Source organism: Serratia sp. TSA_7 (assembly GCF_052692135.1).
Genome location: NZ_JBQZFU010000009.1, coordinates 70819 through 87543 on the forward strand (window position 1 = coordinate 70819; position 16725 = coordinate 87543).

Genomic DNA, 16725 nt, shown 5'->3' on the forward strand with positions numbered 1-16725 from the left:
CAGGCCGGCTTGATTAGCGGAGCGCGCCGTTTAACCAGAATGGCGCATGCGATAAGGCCTGTTTGCGGGTGGCTTCGTACCAGCCCTGACGCCGTTCAGCCACCGCCAGCTGCAGCTCGCGCCAGCTTTCGATATACGGGCCGGTTTCGTCGTCCGGATATGCGCCCGACAGCAGAATAAATGCCGAGACCTGGCGCGTCAGACGCGGCAGCTGTTCTTCATACTCGTCGTCATTGAGCGTGCGGGTGAAGGCTTCTTTCAGCTCGGCGGCGCTGCGCCCCAGCATAATGTCGCTGAAACGTTTGAAGGAACCGTCCAGCTTGGTCTGTGCTTTTGCGTCGATAAACGGCCGCCAGGCGCCGGTCACCAACCACGATGTGAGCGCCAACTTACATTGCAGGTATTCCGCGCTGTAGCACAGCACCTGCGGTTTGGTGGTCTTATCAACCAGCAACGGCTCCAGGGCCGTTAGCCGGGCGCGCAGATCGGCGCTGGCCTTGCGCGGCACCAGGCCGCCGAAGACGACCAGTGCCTGGCGGATCAGAGCAATCGCCTCCATCACCGAACGGCGAGCCTGGTTATCACCGCGCAACCACAGCTCTTCGTGATATTGCCAATGGCTCAGCCCCAGTTCAAAGCCGGCAACCATCCCCTGCTCAACGCTGGATTTGGCTGGCGTTTTCAATACCGCCAGTGGGTGGCGTTCACGCGGAAGGTTGCCCTGCGCCAAATGATAACCGCGGGCCGCCTTGCTCAGGCTACCCTGACGCAAGCCGCCGTGTTCTGCCAGCGCGTTGGCCAACGCCAGCAAATCGGCGGTGTTGCCTTCTTTAAGCTCCAGTTCGATCTCGCACAGCGCTTCGTTCAGTTCACCCGCGCTCACCTCGCCCTGGTCCAGACCAACCTCAATCTCGCTCTTACCGTAAGTGACCACCCACTTCTCACGCACGAAATCGGTGCGGAACAGCGGTTGCAATTGCTGCTGCAGCGCCTGGATGTCGCAGCCCTGCGGCCAGATATCCGCCGGGAACAAATCCAGCGCCAGCTCGGGCTTGGCGATCGCCACGTTGTATTCCGGACGCTGATGCAAACCCGCCACCACCTTGCCGGCGGTTTTGATGGTCATTTCGTAACTGTCGTCAAAACCGCGAATGCGCAGCCCCATATCATGGCTGCGCAAAAAATTGTCGGCGGTTTCAAAGTAAATATTGGTCAGCTTTTGCGGCGCCGAATGCTGATGCGGCCAGGCGGCCAGTTGCTGCGGCAACGCGGCGACGGCATCCGGGGTAGCAATAAATTTCAATTCTATTTCAACGGTCATAAGTCTTTTACACCAATAAGTTACGCGTTCGCGTCAGCCTTCACGGCGGCGAGCTCTGCCTGCCACGCTCTGCCCGATGACGCACAGTTGCCGTTATCTTACCGCGATTCCCGGCGCCTTAACCCTGCTAACTGCAGAAAAAACCTGTTACGTTATAAAACGCTGCGCAACTCACAGAATCTGCCACAGTAAGATAGTTCTCATTCCGGTTTTTGCGTTGCGTCGTCAGACTGAACGCTCTACTATCGTTCCATAAATTCACACAGAAACGATGAACTAATGCAGAAATTACGCCTAATTTGCCTTGCCGTGCTGAGCTTCAGCATCACTTGGGGCGCACATGCCGAAGATAAGCGCTATATCTCCGATGAATTAAGTACTTACGTCCACAGCGGACCAGGTAACCAGTACCGTATTGTCGGGACGCTGAACGCCGGTGAAGAAGTCGCCCTGTTGAGCGTAAATGAAAGCACCAATTATGGCCAAATCCGCGATCCGAAAGGCCGCAATATCTGGATCCCGCTCGATCAGCTCAGCCAGACGCCAAGCCTGCGCACTCGCGTACCTGCGCTGGAACAACAGGTGAAAACCCTGACCGACAAGCTGGCCAACATCGACAACAGCTGGAACCAGCGCACGGCGGAAATGCAGCAAAAAGTGGCTGCCAGCGACGGCACCATCAGCGGCCTGCAGCAGGAAAATCAAGATCTGAAAAACCAGCTGGTCGTAGCCCAGAAGAAGGTTAACGCGGTTAACCTGCAGCTCGACGACAAACAGCGCACCATTATCCTGCAGTGGTTCATGTACGGCGGCGGCGTCGCCGGCGTTGGCCTGCTGCTCGGCCTGCTGTTGCCGCACCTGATCCCGCGTCGCAAGAACAGCAATCGCTGGATGAACTGATTTCAGTATCGTTCAGTGTGAGATTGGCGCCTGCGGGCGCCTTTTTTATTGGCTTCGGCACGGCCCGGCTAATTGAGGTAATCTGGTCAACAGAGTCCCAGAATCATGCAGGAGCATAATAGTGAAGATCTACCTGGTCGGCGGCGCTGTCCGCGACAGTTTACTTGAGATACCGGTTTTCGACCGCGACTGGGTGGTGGTGGGCGCTTCGCCTTCCGAACTGCTGGCGCAGGGGTATCAACAGGTCGGTAAAGACTTCCCGGTGTTTCTCAACCCTGAGACCCATGAAGAATATGCGCTCGCGCGCACCGAGCGTAAATCCGGCCAGGGGTATACCGGCTTTACCTGCTACGCCGCGCCGGATGTGACGCTGGAAGAAGATTTGCAGCGCCGCGATTTGACCATCAACGCCATCGCTCGCGGCAGCGACGGTGAGCTGATAGACCCTTTCCACGGCGTGGCCGACTTGCAAGCGCGCGTGTTGCGCCACGTTTCGGATGCCTTCGGTGAAGATCCGTTGCGCGTGCTGCGCGTGGCCCGTTTTGCCGCCCGCTTTGCTCATCTGGGCTTTACCCTAGCCCCGGAAACCGCTGAGCTGATGCGCCACATGGCGCGCAGCGGTGAATTGGCGACGCTGACCGCCGAACGGGTATGGAAGGAAACGGAAAAAGCGCTGCAAAGCCAGAGCCCGCAAGTGTATTTCCAGGTCCTGCGCGACTGCGACGCGCTGGCGATACTGTTCCCCGAGATTGACGCCCTGTTCGGCGTGCCGGCCCCGGCCAAGTGGCACCCGGAGATCGACACCGGCATTCATACCCTGATGACGCTGGCTATCGCCGCCCAGCTCAGCCCTGACGTCGACGTACGCTTTGCGGCACTGTGCCACGATCTCGGTAAAGGGCTGACGCCACAAGAACTCTGGCCGCACCATCACGGTCACGGCCTGACCGGCGTTAAGCTGGTCGAAGCATTGTGCCAACGTTTACGGGTGCCCAACCCGGTGCGCGATTTGGCCAAACTGGTGGCCGAATACCATGATCTGATTCATACCGTAAACAAGCTGCGTCCGGAGACTCTGCTGAAGCTTTTCGATGCGATAGACGTCTGGCGCAAACCGCAGCGGCTGGAACAGATGATCCTGACCAGCGAGGCGGACGCACGCGGCCGTACCGGCTTTGAAAACAATCCCTACCCACAGGGCGACTATTTGCGCCAGGCTTTCCAGGTGGCAAATGCGGTCTCGGTAAAAGAGGTGGTCGCCAGCGGCCTGCAGGGGCTGGCTATCCGCGATGAGCTAAAACGCCGCCGCCAGCAGGAACTGGCCGACTGGAAACTCACCCAGGATATCCCTCTCGATCAGGCATAAAAAAACCCCGCGGTGCGGGGTTTTTTATTGGCGCGGTCGCTTACATGAAGACCATGTAAACCACGGCGGCAACGATAAAGCGGTAGATGGCGAACGGCACGAACGAGATGCGCTTAATCAGCGACAGGAAGGTCTTAATCGCAATCAGCGCCACCACGAAAGCGGTCGCAAAGCCGACGGCGAACATCGGCAGATCGCCCATCGTCAGGAAATGCAGACTCTTGTACAGGTCCAGGCCGCTGGCGCCAATCATCATCGGCACCGCAAGAATGAACGAGAACTCAGAAGCCGCATAACGGTTCACGCCCACCAACATGCCGCCGGCAATGGTGGAGCCGGAACGGGAAAAGCCCGGCCACAGCGCCAGACACTGGAAACAGCCAATCATAAACGCCTGACGGTAGGTGATGTCATCCAGCCCTTCCGCGCTCGGTTTTTTCGGCTTCAGCCATTCCGCTGCCAGCAGCAGGAAACCACCGACCACCAGCGCATACATCACGTTCTTTGGTGCGAACAGCGACTTGATGAAATCATGGAGTAACAGCCCCAGCACCACCGCCGGGATCATCGCCAACAGGATATGGCCCAGTTTTAACCGCCCTGCGGTCTTGCCTTCGTGCTCAACCGGCTTGCCGCCAAAGTGAATGCCGATCAGGCCGAACAGACGGCGCCAGAACATCACCACCACCGCCAGAATCGATCCCAGCTGAATAATGACTTCAAAGGTTTTGGCCTTGTCGCCGGTAAAGCCCAGCCACTCGCCCACGATAATCATGTGCCCGGTAGAGGATACCGGCAAGAATTCAGTTAACCCTTCGACCACCCCAAGAACAAACGCGATAAACAGTGAATGCATGTCCGCCATGTGTTTCGCTCACCCTATAAATTTGCGACTACCAACATAAAAAAGCGGCAGTGTTCAATACATTGCCGCTAAAACAGTTCTCTGGTTCAGACCAGGTTAACGGTCTTTAGTTGCACGCGTATGACAGGAAGTCACACCGGCCGGGTACCACGTTCAATAATGACCCCAACCCGGCTGGCGTGTGCAACTGCGCCCGGTTTGCTGACCTTAATACGGACCCACGGGGAATTGAAGCGCTGGAGTAAAATTTCAGATATTTCCTCCGCCACCCGCTCCACTAACGCAAAACGATTCGGCTCCACGTGCTGGATGATGGCTTCGCTGATATCGGCGTAACTCAGGCAGTCGTTCACATCATCGCTGGCAGCGGCCTGGCGGTTGTCCCAGCCCATTTCGATATCGAACACCAGCTTCTGGCGAATGTTTTGTTCCCAATCATAAACGCCAATGGTAGTAATAACGGTAAGCTCTTCAATAAATACGATATCCATCACGTCATTCTCTGTTTTTGGCCTTGCCGGATACCACTTCCAGCGGAATATGCGTATTATCCATAGATGTTGCTAGTAAAACGACCATTATTAAACGGAACCGCGTTATGAGTGCTACCGCGCTTGGCATGATTATCTTCGCGTATCTGTGTGGCTCAGTTTCCAGTGCGATCCTGGTTTGTCGGATCGCCAGGCTGCCCGATCCGCGTGAACATGGCTCAGGGAATCCAGGGGCCACCAACGTCCTGCGCATCGGCGGTCGCCTGGCGGCGGCAGCGGTGCTGGTGTTCGATATTCTCAAGGGGATGCTGCCGGTTTGGCTGGCGTACAAGCTTGAAATACCGCCGCTGTATCTGGGCCTGACGGCGATAGCCGCCTGCCTGGGGCATATCTATCCGGTATTCTTCCATTTCCGCGGCGGTAAAGGCGTGGCGACGGCCTTTGGCGCCATCGCGCCGATCGGTTGGGATCTTACCGGCCTGATGACCGGCACCTGGCTGCTGACCGTGCTGCTTAGCGGTTACTCCTCGCTGGGCGCAATTATCAGCGCCTTGATTGCCCCGTTTTACGTTTGGTGGTTCAAACCGCAGTTCACCTTCCCGGTAGCGATGCTGTCTTGCCTGATTTTGATGCGGCACCATGACAACATCCAACGCCTGTGGCGTGGGCAGGAAGGGAAAATCTGGGACAAGTTCCGCAAGAAAAAATCGGATGCGGCGGAGCCGGAAGAAAAGAAAGAATCGTGAAGCGAAAGGCCGGAAATTTCCGGCCTTATGTCTATCATACCGCAGGCAACTCTGCCAACGGCCAACGCGGGCGCACCGAAACGCTCAGTTCCGGGTTGGCGCCGCTCTTCAGCCGCACCAGACCCGCGTAGGCGATCATCGCGCCGTTATCGGTACAGAATTCCGGACGGGCGTAGAACACCTCACCGCCGCGTTTATGCATCATTTCCGCCATTTTGCTGCGCAGAGTGCGGTTGGCGCTGACGCCGCCGGCCATCACCAGGCGTTTGAAGCCAGTCTGCTCCAGCGCACGTTTGCATTTTATCGCCAGCGTATCCACCACCGCATCTTCGAACGCGCGGGCTATGTCTGCACGCGTCTGGTCATCATTGCCGTTAGAGCGGATGGTATTGGCGGCAAACGTCTTCAGCCCGGAGAAACTGAAATCCAGCCCCGGACGATCGGTCATCGGACGCGGGAAGGTGAAACGGCCCGCGGCACCTTGTTGCGCCATCTTCGACAGCATTGGCCCGCCAGGGTAATCCAGCCCAAGCAGCTTGGCGGTTTTATCGAAGGCTTCACCGGCCGCATCGTCTATCGACTCGCCCAGCAGTTCATACTGCCCAATGCCGGTCACGCTGATCAACTGCGTGTGGCCGCCGGAAACCAGCAGCGCGACAAACGGGAATGCCGGCGGATTGTCTTCCAGCATCGGCGCCAACAGGTGGCCTTCCATGTGGTGCACCGGCACCGCAGGCACGTTCCAGGCAAACGCCAGCGCGCGACCAATGGTGGCACCGACCAGCAACGCCCCCACCAGGCCTGGCCCGGCAGTGTAGGCGACGCCGTCGATATCCGCGGCAGTCAGGTTCGCTTCTTTCAAGGCCGCCTGAATCAGCGGCACGGTTTTACGCACGTGATCGCGGGAGGCCAGCTCCGGCACTACACCGCCGTAATCGGCATGCAGCTTCACCTGGCTGTATAACTGATTCGCTAATAAACCGGTCTGATCGTCATACACTGCAATTCCGGTTTCATCGCAGGAGGTTTCTATACCCAGTACTCGCATTACCCTTTCCCATCATTCACGTGCGGCCTGCAGTTTACCACAATCATGCCTATTTACCGCCAGCAGGGTACATCTTGTCGCCGGCCGGAAGCTATGTCGATGATTCCAGCCATAAATGCCGGTTTGATTAAAAACGAGCATTTTTTTCTGATTAGACTATAATCAGCGCCCGATGCAAAATTGCGCACGTTTTACCAGGGCGGCGCAGGTTTCAATTTGCTGTGGTGCTTTACAAAGCAGCATCCGTTGAAGTAAAATTCCGCACCATTTTGAAAAGGCTGGCGCTTGGCCAGCAGCAAACCGAATTTTATTGAGGTGAGAGGCACATGCCGGTAATTAAAGTACGTGAAAACGAGCCATTTGACGTTGCTCTGCGTCGTTTCAAACGCTCTTGCGAGAAAGCAGGCGTTTTAGCTGAAGTTCGTCGTCGTGAGTTCTATGAAAAACCGACTACCGAACGTAAACGCGCTAAAGCTTCTGCTGTGAAACGTCACGCGAAGAAACTGGCTCGCGAAAACGCACGCCGCACTCGTCTGTATTAATTCTTCGGGGGTAACCCCGCCGCGTGAATTTCTGATTTTAAAAATCGCGCAGACCGTGTAGTTGCATACGAAGGCCGTGCTTTCCGAAAGGAATGCGCGGCTTGTTCTCGTTTATAGGCTAGTAAAGTAAGGGCTTATGGCTGGACGAATCCCGCGTGTATTTATCAATGACTTGCTGGCTCGCACCGACATCGTCGATCTGATCGACGCGCGTGTAAAGCTCAAGAAGCAAGGCAAGAACTATCACGCGTGCTGTCCGTTCCACCACGAAAAAACGCCTTCATTTACGGTTAATGGCGAAAAGCAGTTTTACCACTGTTTTGGTTGTGGTGCGCACGGTAACGCCGTCGACTTTCTGATGAATTACGACAGACTCGAGTTTGTCGAAACCATCGAAGAGCTGGCGACCATGCACGGGCTGGAAGTGCCTTACGAGGCAGGAACCGGGCCGACCCAGATTGAACGCCATCAGCGTCAAAGCCTGTATCAACTGATGGAACAGCTCAGCGCGTTCTATCAACAGTCACTGCATCAGCCTTCCGGCACGCCGGCGCGCAATTACCTGCAACAGCGCGGGCTCAGTGACGACGTTATCCGCCATTTTGCCATCGGCTTTGCACCCGCCGGTTGGGATAACGCACTGAAGCGTTTTGGTCGTGACGCCGACTCGCGTCTCGCATTGAACGATGCCGGCATGCTGGTGACTAACGATCAAGGCCGCTCGTACGATCGTTTCCGTGAGCGCGTGATGTTCCCTATTCGCGACAAACGCGGGCGAGTGATCGCCTTTGGCGGGCGCGTATTGGGTGACGGCATGCCGAAATACCTGAACTCGCCGGAAACCGAAGTATTCCACAAGGGTCGTCAGCTGTACGGCCTGTATGAAGCGCAGCAGAACCACCCTACCCCGCAACGTTTGCTGGTAGTAGAAGGCTATATGGACGTGGTAGCGCTGGCGCAATACGGCATCGATTATGCCGTCGCCTCGCTCGGAACTTCAACGACGGCTGAACATATTCAGCTGCTGTTCCGCGCTACCGATAACGTTGTCTGCTGCTATGACGGCGACAGAGCCGGTCGAGAAGCGGCCTGGCGCGCATTGGAAACCGCATTGCCCTATCTGAACGACGGGCGCCAACTGCGGTTTATGTTTTTGCCCGATGGCGAAGACCCGGACACATTGGTCCGAAAAGAAGGCAAAGACGCCTTCGAGCAGCGGATGGAGCTGGCGCAGCCGCTTTCCACTTTCCTGTTCGAAACGCTGATGCCACAGGTAGATTTGAGCAGCCCGGACGGCCGCGCCAAGCTGAGCACGCTGGCACTGCCACTGATTACTCAGGTGCCGGGCGAAACGTTGCGCTTGTACCTGCGCCAACAGCTCGGCAGCAAGCTTGGCCTGCTCGATGACAGCCAGCTCGACAAGCTGATGCCCAAACAGGCTGAAAATGCGAATACTTATCAGGCGCCCCAGCTAAAACGCACAACCATGCGTATACTAATAGGGTTACTGGTACAAAATCCGCAACTGGCTACACTTATCCCTTCACTCGAGGGATTGGAGCAGACCAAACAGGCGGGTTTACCGCTATTTGTCGAGCTGGTGCAGACCTGCCTGGCCCAGCCGGGGCTGACGACCGGCCAATTGTTGGAGCAGTATCGCGACAACAAATTGAGCCAGCAGCTTGAAACCTTGGCGACATGGAACCATATGATCGTTGAGGACAGGGTCGAGCAGACATTTTTGGATACCTTGGCCAGCCTGTACGACTCCGTACTGGAGCAGCGGCTGGAGACATTGATCGCGCAGGCCAGAACGCACGGCCTGAGCCCGGAAGAACGTGAAGAAGTCCGTTCTCTCAATCAGGTTTTAGCGAAGAAAAACTGAATACCAAACGGCTTAAGTGCCGATAAATGCGAGGGCAGAGCCCTGCAATATGCCGCCACAGTGGGCCGCGGCAACAACAAAAACGCCCCAAATGCTATTGTTGGCGGTTTCGCCGACCGACACCAACCTAAATACTCTGAAGTGTGGATACCGTCTTATGGAGCAAAACCCGCAGTCACAGCTTAAACTTCTTGTCCAACGTGGTAAGGAGCAAGGCTATCTGACCTATGCTGAGGTCAATGACCATCTGCCGGAAGATATCGTCGACTCCGATCAGATCGAAGACATCATCCAGATGATTAACGACATGGGCATCCAGGTGATGGAAGAAGCCCCGGACGCCGATGACCTGTTGCTGGCTGAAAACTCCAACAGCACAGACGAAGATGCGGAAGAAGCTGCCGCTCAAGTCCTGTCCAGCGTTGAATCTGAAATTGGCCGTACCACCGACCCGGTGCGCATGTACATGCGCGAAATGGGTACCGTTGAACTGCTGACGCGCGAAGGCGAAATCGACATCGCCAAGCGTATTGAAGACGGTATCAACCAGGTTCAGTGCTCGGTTGCCGAATACCCGGAAGCCATTACCTATCTGCTGGAGCAGTACGATCGCGTTGAAGCCGGCGAAGCTCGCCTGTCCGACCTGATCACCGGCTTCGTCGATCCTAATGCGGAAGAGGACATCGCCCCAACCGCAACGCACGTCGGTTCTGAGCTGTCGACCGAAGAGCAGAACGACGACGAAGAAGACGAAGATGAAGACGACGACGCTGAAGACGACAACAGCATCGATCCGGAACTGGCACGTCAGAAATTCACCGACCTGCGCGATCAGTATGAAGCGACCCGTCTGGTCATCAAAAAGAACGGCCGTAGCCACGCCAGCGCAGCAGAAGAAATTCTGAAGCTGTCTGAGGTGTTCAAGCAGTTCCGCCTGGTGCCAAAACAGTTCGACTTCCTGGTCAACAGCATGCGCATCATGATGGACCGCGTTCGTACCCAGGAACGTATCATCATGAAGCTGTGCGTTGAACAGTGCAAAATGCCGAAGAAAAACTTCGTCACTTTGTTCGCCGGCAACGAAACCAGCAATTCCTGGTTCGAAGCGGCGCTGGCAATGGCCAAGCCATGGTCAGAAAAGCTGAAAGACGTAACGGACGACGTGCAGCGCAGCCTGCAGAAACTGCGTCAGATCGAAGAAGAGACCGGCCTGACCATCGAGCAGGTGAAGGACATCAACCGTCGCATGTCTATCGGTGAAGCGAAAGCCCGCCGTGCGAAGAAAGAGATGGTTGAAGCCAACTTGCGTCTGGTTATTTCTATCGCCAAGAAATACACCAACCGCGGTCTGCAGTTCCTGGATCTGATCCAGGAAGGCAACATCGGTTTGATGAAAGCGGTAGACAAGTTCGAATACCGCCGTGGTTATAAGTTCTCAACTTACGCCACCTGGTGGATCCGTCAGGCCATCACCCGCTCTATCGCCGACCAGGCGCGTACCATCCGTATTCCGGTGCATATGATTGAGACCATCAACAAACTCAACCGTATTTCACGCCAGATGCTGCAAGAGATGGGCCGCGAACCGACGCCGGAAGAGCTGGCTGAACGTATGCTGATGCCGGAAGACAAAATCCGCAAAGTGCTGAAGATCGCCAAAGAGCCGATCTCCATGGAAACGCCAATTGGTGATGATGAAGATTCACATCTGGGCGATTTCATCGAGGATACCACCCTCGAGCTGCCGCTGGATTCTGCCACCTCCGAAAGCCTGCGCTCTGCAACGCACGACGTATTGGCCGGCCTGACCGCCCGTGAAGCGAAAGTGCTGCGCATGCGTTTCGGCATCGATATGAACACTGACCACACGCTGGAAGAAGTGGGCAAACAGTTCGACGTTACCCGTGAGCGTATTCGTCAGATCGAAGCCAAGGCACTGCGTAAACTGCGCCACCCAAGCCGTTCCGAAGTGCTGCGCAGCTTCCTGGACGACTAAGACCAGCGGTTAGCTGCAAACAAAAAACCCCGGCCTGCCGGGGTTTTTTATTGCCTGAAATCCTGAGGAATCACTCCAGCGCCAGGAACAGCTCGCGGTAGCTTTCGGTAAGCTGCTCCAGCGTGGCGCGGTTCAACCCGCTGGGATTAGGCAATACCCACACCTCGGTTTTGCCGATCGTCATCTCCTGCCGCCCCCAGGGTGCATTTTTCACCCCAAAGGCGCTGCTGAACGCCTGCTTGCCCAGAACCGCCAATGCACGCGGCTGGAATTGCAGAATTTTGTCTTTTAACGCCTCCCCGCCGCTGCGTAATTCTTCACGCGTCACTTCGCTGGCCGCTACCGTCGGGCGCGCCACCAAAGCGGTGATGCCGCAGCCGGTATCCTGCAACTGCTGCCACTGCTCCGGCGCCAGTTGGCGTTGGGTGAAACCGGCCTGATGCAGCACCTTCCAGAAACGGTTGCTGCCATTGGCAAAGGGATAGCCCTGGTGGGCGGAGGAAAGGCCGGGATTGATGCCACAAAACACCACCCGCAAGTTTGGCGCCAAAAGATTCATGGGTCTGTGAGGTCCGATAAAAGGGATTTACACCGGTTATCGCAAAATCCACCAGCAATTACAACAGACTACAACTGCGCAGAAAAACAACATACAGGCGGCAAACAGTAGACCTGCACCGGAGGATTACCGTATAATCTCGCCGCTTGGCCCCTTAGCTCAGTTGGTTAGAGCACGCGACTCATAATCGCTTGGTCACTGGTTCAAGTCCAGTAGGGGCCACCAAATTTTAGCTGATATAACAGCGCATCAAACCACCTCTCTGCAGGTGGTTTTTTGTTTCCGCTCACTCAACGCTGCCAAAGCGAATCCCGCCCCTCCTGATGCACGTCGCAACGCCGCAGCCCAATGTCACGCAACTGACAACGGCTCATCGAGCACAAAGACTTTCTACGGATATACGTAAAATACCCACGGCGGCAATACCGGCATAATTTGCGCCACAAGCCTTCGCGGTCAGCGGGTAAATCTAGTGTTTTTTCCATCACGTCACCCCAATTACACGCAAAGTAATAGAGTGACTCAGGTCACAAACACAAGACAGATTCAACGACTAACAATCAAAACCACACAGATCGACGTTCTGTGATTCTGTATGGTTAAAACAGTGGGTTTGTGTACCGGTTGCCGTCTTGCCGATCACCGACATCATCAGGCTGCGCCGTTCTGCCGCCGATGAGCGACCTGCTCCGCACGCTGCAGGATCTCCTGCAAATCATCCTCGTCGATGTCAAACAGTTCGCCCTGCATCAGCGCTTCATGCAGATCCGCCCGGGTAATCGATACCGCATCAATCGGCAGGCCGGCAGGCTTGGCCTCGGCCGGAGCCAGTTGGTGCGGATAACGGCGCCCGGCCAGGTTATTGAAGATAATCGCCAGTACCGCCAGCAACACCGAGTTAAGCAGCACCGGGTACAGTACAAAGCTGTAACCCAGTTGGTGAATGCCCGGCCCGCCGAGGATCGCAGTCAGCGCCACCGCGCCGCCGGGCGGATGCAGGCAACGCAGTTTGAACATCAATCCAATGGCCACTGCGGCCGCCACGCCGCAAGCCAGCCCGGGATCGGCAATCAGCAGGCTGGTGCTGACCCCCACCAGCGCAGCCGACATATTGCCGCCCACGATCGACCAGGGTTGCGCCAACGGGCTGTTCGGTACGCCAAACAGCAAAACGGCGGAGGCTCCCATCGGCGCGATAAACCACAGGTTTACCTCCCCCAACACAAAATGGCTGATCCAACCGGTAATCATCAACCCCAGCCCGGCGCCGATGCTGGAAAGCAAAATCTCTTTTTTGCCCATGGCCAACGGATGCGGCCACAGGCGCGCACAGCCGATCTTGAGTCTTGTTACTAACGGGTTCTTCATGTTACTTCGCACTGCCAAATTCAACGTAATAGCAACAAATATATCACATCATGCCCGGCGGAATAACCGCAGCCCCGCCTGCACCCGGCAACAACTTTCCGCTAACAGATTGATTTTTCTCCACCCCTCGGTAATGATCAATGTTCTCCCCTTAGCCTTGAGGAAAAGCCGATGTCTCAACCGATTGCCGAGCTCTATACCGACAGCCAATTTTTCAGCCCTTATGCCATGTCCGCATTTATTGTGCTGACGGAGAAAAGCATCCCCTTCACCGTGAAACCGGTCGATTTGGCGCAGGAAGAAAATAAAGGCGCTGCCTATGCGGCACTGTCGCTAACTCGTCGGGTGCCTACGCTGGTGATCGGTGAGTTCCAGCTGTCCGAGTCCTCGGCGATTACCGAGTATCTGGAGGATATTCATCCGGCTCATGCGGTCTACCCGCGCGACGTCAAGCTACGCGCCAAAGCGCGTGAAATTCAAGCCTGGCTGCGCAGCGATCTGTTGCCAATTCGCGTCGAACGGCCAACCGAGGCGGTATTCGGCAACGAAAAATTCCCGCCGTTGTCCGCCGCCGCCGAGGCCGCTGCCAACACACTGATCGCCGCAGTCGAAAAGTTGCTGAGCCACGGCCAGGATAATTTGTTCAGGGAGTGGTGCATTGCCGATACCGACCTGGCGTTGATGCTGAATCGGCTGGTGATGAACGGAGATGACGTGCCGGAGAACCTTCGCCACTACGCGCAAAAACAGTGGCAACGCCCTTCGGTGCAGGCCTGGCTGGCGCTGCCGGAGCAAATACGCGGAAAATAAAAAAATCGGCGGCCACGACGCCGCCGTTCTCAACTGAGAAACAACATCACTTCCTGAAGGAAGGCAGGTCACCATCCAGAGGGCAGATAGCCTAACAACGACGCAACAGCGTATACCGCACTGGCCAGATACAGCAGCACGATGCTGATCTGCAACAGCGGATGGGTGATCCAGTTGCACTGCCAGCGCGGCGTTTGGTCACCGTGCTTGCGCGCCCCTCGCAGGATCAGCATCGGCATAATCGACAGGATCACCCCGCTGAACACCCCGGCGAAATACAGCGCGTTAACGAACGATACCAGGCCGCTGTAAGCCAGCGCGAACGGGGGGACCACCACCAGCAACAACACGCCGAAACGGCGCAGCGGTTGCTCGTCATTGCCCAGTCTGAATTTGTCGAAAATATTGGTCAGGAAGCTGCCGCCCAGCCCCCAGTAAGAGGTCAGCATCGCGCACAAAGCAAAGATATTGGCGGAGAAGAACGCCCACTGCCCAAGAGCCTGCCCCCAGGAGATGGTCGCCACGTCGGAGATATTATTCAGCCCGCTGAGGGCAATCACCGACATCGGCACCGCCGCCAGCAGCACGAAGGTTACCGCCATGCCGACGATAATCGCCTTCGGCAGCTGTTCCGGCTTATCCGAGAAGCCACGCGCCATTTCCGGCACTATGTACTGCGCCGAGAAGCAGAACACCACCACGTTGAATACCGGCACCATAAAGCGCCAGTCGCCGTCCAGCAGGTTGCGCATCTGGGTGGTGTCTTTCAGCAGTGTGGCCGCCACCAGCGCGGTCAACATCACCACCATGCCGATACTGATAAATTTCTCGCCGCGGCCAATCGCCTTCAGCCCCAGGTACAACACCCCTGCAGCGGGAACGAAAAACAGCAGGCTGCCGATGGCCGGCGAGATACCGAACAGAGATTGCAGCAGCTTGCCGCTGCCGGTCATGTACGCGGTCAACGCCCCGACGCTGTTGACGCACACCGAAGCGAACATCAGCCAGGCGCCAATACCGCCGACATAGCGTTTCGCCAGCCCGCTTAATTGCAGGTGGGCACGGGTACGCAGGGTGGATTCGGCGACGTACAGCATGGTGATGGTGGTCAGGCTCCCCACCAGCACCAGCCAGAACAGCAGCGGTAAAAAACCGGCTTTACTGGAGGCATAAGCGATGGACAATACGCCGGCGCCGATATTGGTGCCGACAATCATCGCCACCCCTTCGAGGAAACTCAGTGATTTGGCGGGTGCAGACGTTCGCACCCCGGCGGCAAGCGCCGGAGAAATAGAGATGTTTTCAGAAGACATGCAGCATCCTTTGTTGCCCGGCGGCTCCGGCCACCGGGACAGGTTAATTTCCCGGTGGTTAACAGCTCACATCGATACACAGGTATTTCAGCTCCAGATATTCTTCAATGCCGTAACGCGATCCTTCACGTCCGAGTCCTGACTGTTTCACACCGCCAAACGGCGCGACCTCATTGGAGATCAGCCCGGTGTTGATGCCGACCATGCCGTATTCCAGCGCTTCCGGCACTCGCCACTGGCGCGAGGCGCTCTGCGTAAACAGATAAGCGGCCAGACCGAATTCGGTGTCGTTGGCCATGGCTATCGCTTCCGCTTCATCATGGAAACGGAACAGCGGCGCCACCGGGCCAAAGGTTTCTTCCCGGGCGAAGCGCATTTTTTGCGTCACGCCGGTCACCACCGTCGGTTGGAAGAAGGTACCGCCCAACTCGTGCGGCTGCCCGCCGATAGCAATCTGCGCGCCTTTGATCAGCGCATCGTCAATGTGGCTCTGCACTTTATCCACCGCATCCTGGTCGATCAGCGGCCCCTGGGTGGTGCCTTCATGGCTGCCGTCACCGACCTTCAGTTGCTCAACCGCCGCCACCAGCTTGTCCACCAAACGGTCATAGATGCCGTCCTGCACGTAGATGCGGTTGGCGCAGACGCAGGTCTGGCCGCTGTTACGGAACTTGGAAGCCATGATGCCCGCCACCGCCGCGTCCAGATTGGCGTCGTCGAAAACGATCACCGGCGCGTTGCCCCCCAGCTCCAGCGACAGCTTTTTAATCGTCGGCGCGCACTGCGCCATCAGAATGCGGCCGACCTCGGTCGAACCGGTAAAGCTCAGTTTGCGCACCACCGGGCTGTCGCACAGCACCTTGCCCACCTGCGCCGCGTCGCCGGTCACCACCTGCAACACGCCCGGCGGAATGCCGGCATCCTGCGCCAGCTTCGCCAACGCCAACGCGGTCAGCGGCGTCTGTTCGGCCGGTTTGACGATCATCGCGCAGCCCGCAGCCAACGCCGGCGCCACCTTGCGGGTGATCATCGCCGCCGGGAAGTTCCACGGCGTTATCGCCGCGCAAACGCCGATCGGCTGTTTCACTACCACCAGGCGCTGTGAGGCCAGCGGCGCCTGCAACACGGCACCGTCGACGCGTTTGGCCTCTTCGGCGAACCAGGTAATAAACGAAGCGGCATAGACGACTTCACCGCGCGCTTCCGCCAGCGATTTACCCTGCTCGGCGGTCATCAGCTGCGCCAAATCCTCCTGGGCCGCCAGCACCTTGTCGGCCCAGGCCAGCAACAGCACGGAGCGCTGTTTGGCGGTCAGCTGTTTCCAGCCCTGCTGCGCCAACTGCGCCGCGTTAATCGCCTGCTGCGTTTCTTCTTCGCTGACCAACGGAATGCTTGCCAGCTCAGCACCGGTCGCCGGGTTGATGACCGCTTCACGCTGGCCGCTCAACGCGTCGCACCACTCACCGTTAATCAGGCACTGGCTGCGCAGCAGCTCGGGATTATTCAGTTTCATTG

General features: G+C 57.1%; 15 protein-coding genes and 1 tRNA gene. 8 read left to right on the plus strand and 8 right to left on the minus strand.

All coding sequences use genetic code 11. From position 1 onward, the window contains the following. Nucleotides 1-13: 13 nt before the first annotated feature. Nucleotides 14-1321, minus strand: coding sequence for a CYTH and CHAD domain-containing protein (locus ACUTQW_RS21545; protein WP_006328188.1), 1308 nt, complete (start codon nt 1319-1321; stop codon nt 14-16). Nucleotides 1322-1600: 279 nt separating this feature from the next. Between ACUTQW_RS21545 and ACUTQW_RS21550 the strand changes: the two genes are divergently transcribed. Together ACUTQW_RS21550 and ACUTQW_RS21555 are read left to right on the plus strand one after the other, a co-directional pair. Next, nucleotides 1601-2221 carry a TIGR04211 family SH3 domain-containing protein gene (locus ACUTQW_RS21550; protein ID WP_004948337.1) on the plus strand — a complete coding sequence of 207 codons (621 nt, stop codon included), beginning with the start codon at nt 1601-1603 and terminating at the stop codon, nt 2219-2221. A gap of 121 nt (nt 2222-2342) precedes the next feature. After that, on the plus strand, nt 2343-3587 hold the full coding sequence (locus tag ACUTQW_RS21555; RefSeq protein WP_006328189.1) for a multifunctional CCA addition/repair protein: 1245 nt from the start codon (nt 2343-2345) through the stop codon (nt 3585-3587). Nucleotides 3588-3627: 40 nt separating this feature from the next. Here ACUTQW_RS21555 and bacA read toward each other — a convergent pair whose 3' ends face one another. Beyond that, nucleotides 3628-4452 (minus strand): undecaprenyl-diphosphate phosphatase, encoded by an 825-nt coding sequence (gene bacA / locus ACUTQW_RS21560; protein ID WP_004948342.1) that lies wholly within the window; start codon nt 4450-4452, stop codon nt 3628-3630. Nucleotides 4453-4583: 131 nt separating this feature from the next. After that, nucleotides 4584-4943, minus strand: coding sequence for a bifunctional dihydroneopterin aldolase/7,8-dihydroneopterin epimerase (folB, locus tag ACUTQW_RS21565; protein ID WP_006320572.1), 360 nt, complete (start codon nt 4941-4943; stop codon nt 4584-4586). Nucleotides 4944-5050: 107 nt separating this feature from the next. Here folB and plsY point away from each other — a divergent pair, with 107 nt between their 5' ends. Further along, a complete protein-coding gene (gene plsY / locus ACUTQW_RS21570; RefSeq protein WP_006328190.1) occupies nt 5051-5689 on the plus strand; it encodes a glycerol-3-phosphate 1-O-acyltransferase PlsY in 639 nt (212 codons plus the stop codon). Between the two features lie 34 nt (nt 5690-5723). Here the strand turns inward: plsY and tsaD are convergent, their stop codons facing one another. Then, nucleotides 5724-6737 carry a tRNA (adenosine(37)-N6)-threonylcarbamoyltransferase complex transferase subunit TsaD gene (tsaD, locus tag ACUTQW_RS21575; RefSeq protein WP_006328191.1) on the minus strand — a complete coding sequence of 338 codons (1014 nt, stop codon included), beginning with the start codon at nt 6735-6737 and terminating at the stop codon, nt 5724-5726. A 326-nt stretch (nt 6738-7063) separates the two neighbouring features. On the opposite strand from tsaD, the gene rpsU reads away from it, so the two are divergent. From rpsU to rpoD, 3 genes are all read left to right on the plus strand, one after another. Then, nucleotides 7064-7279: a 30S ribosomal protein S21 gene (rpsU, locus tag ACUTQW_RS21580; protein ID WP_001144069.1), complete on the plus strand. Its 216-nt coding sequence runs from the start codon at nt 7064-7066 to the stop codon at nt 7277-7279. A 136-nt stretch (nt 7280-7415) separates the two neighbouring features. After that, entirely contained in the window at nt 7416-9164 is a 1749-nt protein-coding gene (gene dnaG / locus ACUTQW_RS21585) for a DNA primase (RefSeq protein ID WP_006328193.1), read from the plus strand. A gap of 157 nt (nt 9165-9321) precedes the next feature. Beyond that, entirely contained in the window at nt 9322-11160 is a 1839-nt protein-coding gene (rpoD, locus tag ACUTQW_RS21590) for an RNA polymerase sigma factor RpoD (RefSeq protein ID WP_006328195.1), read from the plus strand. 70 nt (nt 11161-11230) lie between these two features. Here rpoD and mug read toward each other — a convergent pair whose 3' ends face one another. Further along, a complete protein-coding gene (mug, locus tag ACUTQW_RS21595; protein ID WP_004948359.1) occupies nt 11231-11719 on the minus strand; it encodes a G/U mismatch-specific DNA glycosylase in 489 nt (162 codons plus the stop codon). A gap of 148 nt (nt 11720-11867) precedes the next feature. Here mug and ACUTQW_RS21600 point away from each other — a divergent pair. Beyond that, a tRNA-Ile gene (locus tag ACUTQW_RS21600) sits at nt 11868-11944 on the plus strand. Between the two features lie 426 nt (nt 11945-12370). On the opposite strand, the gene ACUTQW_RS21605 is transcribed toward ACUTQW_RS21600, so the two are convergent. Further along, a complete protein-coding gene (locus ACUTQW_RS21605) occupies nt 12371-13087 on the minus strand; it encodes an HPP family protein (protein ID WP_020439848.1) in 717 nt (238 codons plus the stop codon). A 171-nt stretch (nt 13088-13258) separates the two neighbouring features. Here ACUTQW_RS21605 and yfcF point away from each other — a divergent pair, with 171 nt between their 5' ends. Continuing rightward, nucleotides 13259-13897 carry a glutathione transferase gene (gene yfcF / locus ACUTQW_RS21610; RefSeq protein ID WP_006328219.1) on the plus strand — a complete coding sequence of 213 codons (639 nt, stop codon included), beginning with the start codon at nt 13259-13261 and terminating at the stop codon, nt 13895-13897. A 68-nt stretch (nt 13898-13965) separates the two neighbouring features. Here the strand turns inward: yfcF and ACUTQW_RS21615 are convergent, their stop codons facing one another. Both ACUTQW_RS21615 and ACUTQW_RS21620 read right to left on the minus strand, forming a co-directional pair. After that, nucleotides 13966-15210, minus strand: coding sequence for an aromatic amino acid transport family protein (locus tag ACUTQW_RS21615; protein WP_006328220.1), 1245 nt, complete (start codon nt 15208-15210; stop codon nt 13966-13968). 58 nt (nt 15211-15268) lie between these two features. Further along, nucleotides 15269-16723, minus strand: coding sequence for an NAD-dependent succinate-semialdehyde dehydrogenase (locus ACUTQW_RS21620; RefSeq protein ID WP_064799195.1), 1455 nt, complete (start codon nt 16721-16723; stop codon nt 15269-15271). Nucleotides 16724-16725: the final 2 nt, after the last annotated feature.

What these genes read in the sequence shown, in the direction of transcription:
- ACUTQW_RS21545 (WP_006328188.1), bottom strand. Translation starts at nt 1,321, where the DNA reads ATGACCGTTGAAATAGAATTGAAATTTATTGCTACCCCGGATGCCGTC.
- ACUTQW_RS21550 (WP_004948337.1), top strand. Translation starts at nt 1,601, where the DNA reads ATGCAGAAATTACGCCTAATTTGCCTTGCCGTGCTGAGCTTCAGCATC.
- bacA (WP_004948342.1), bottom strand. Translation starts at nt 4,452, where the DNA reads ATGGCGGACATGCATTCACTGTTTATCGCGTTTGTTCTTGGGGTGGTC.
- folB (WP_006320572.1), bottom strand. Translation starts at nt 4,943, where the DNA reads ATGGATATCGTATTTATTGAAGAGCTTACCGTTATTACTACCATTGGC.
- plsY (WP_006328190.1), top strand. Translation starts at nt 5,051, where the DNA reads ATGAGTGCTACCGCGCTTGGCATGATTATCTTCGCGTATCTGTGTGGC.
- tsaD (WP_006328191.1), bottom strand. Translation starts at nt 6,737, where the DNA reads ATGCGAGTACTGGGTATAGAAACCTCCTGCGATGAAACCGGAATTGCA.
- rpsU (WP_001144069.1), top strand. Translation starts at nt 7,064, where the DNA reads ATGCCGGTAATTAAAGTACGTGAAAACGAGCCATTTGACGTTGCTCTG.
- dnaG (WP_006328193.1), top strand. Translation starts at nt 7,416, where the DNA reads ATGGCTGGACGAATCCCGCGTGTATTTATCAATGACTTGCTGGCTCGC.
- rpoD (WP_006328195.1), top strand. Translation starts at nt 9,322, where the DNA reads ATGGAGCAAAACCCGCAGTCACAGCTTAAACTTCTTGTCCAACGTGGT.
- mug (WP_004948359.1), bottom strand. Translation starts at nt 11,719, where the DNA reads ATGAATCTTTTGGCGCCAAACTTGCGGGTGGTGTTTTGTGGCATCAAT.
- ACUTQW_RS21605 (WP_020439848.1), bottom strand. Translation starts at nt 13,087, where the DNA reads ATGAAGAACCCGTTAGTAACAAGACTCAAGATCGGCTGTGCGCGCCTG.
- yfcF (WP_006328219.1), top strand. Translation starts at nt 13,259, where the DNA reads ATGTCTCAACCGATTGCCGAGCTCTATACCGACAGCCAATTTTTCAGC.
- ACUTQW_RS21615 (WP_006328220.1), bottom strand. Translation starts at nt 15,210, where the DNA reads ATGTCTTCTGAAAACATCTCTATTTCTCCGGCGCTTGCCGCCGGGGTG.
- ACUTQW_RS21620 (WP_064799195.1), bottom strand. Translation starts at nt 16,723, where the DNA reads ATGAAACTGAATAATCCCGAGCTGCTGCGCAGCCAGTGCCTGATTAAC.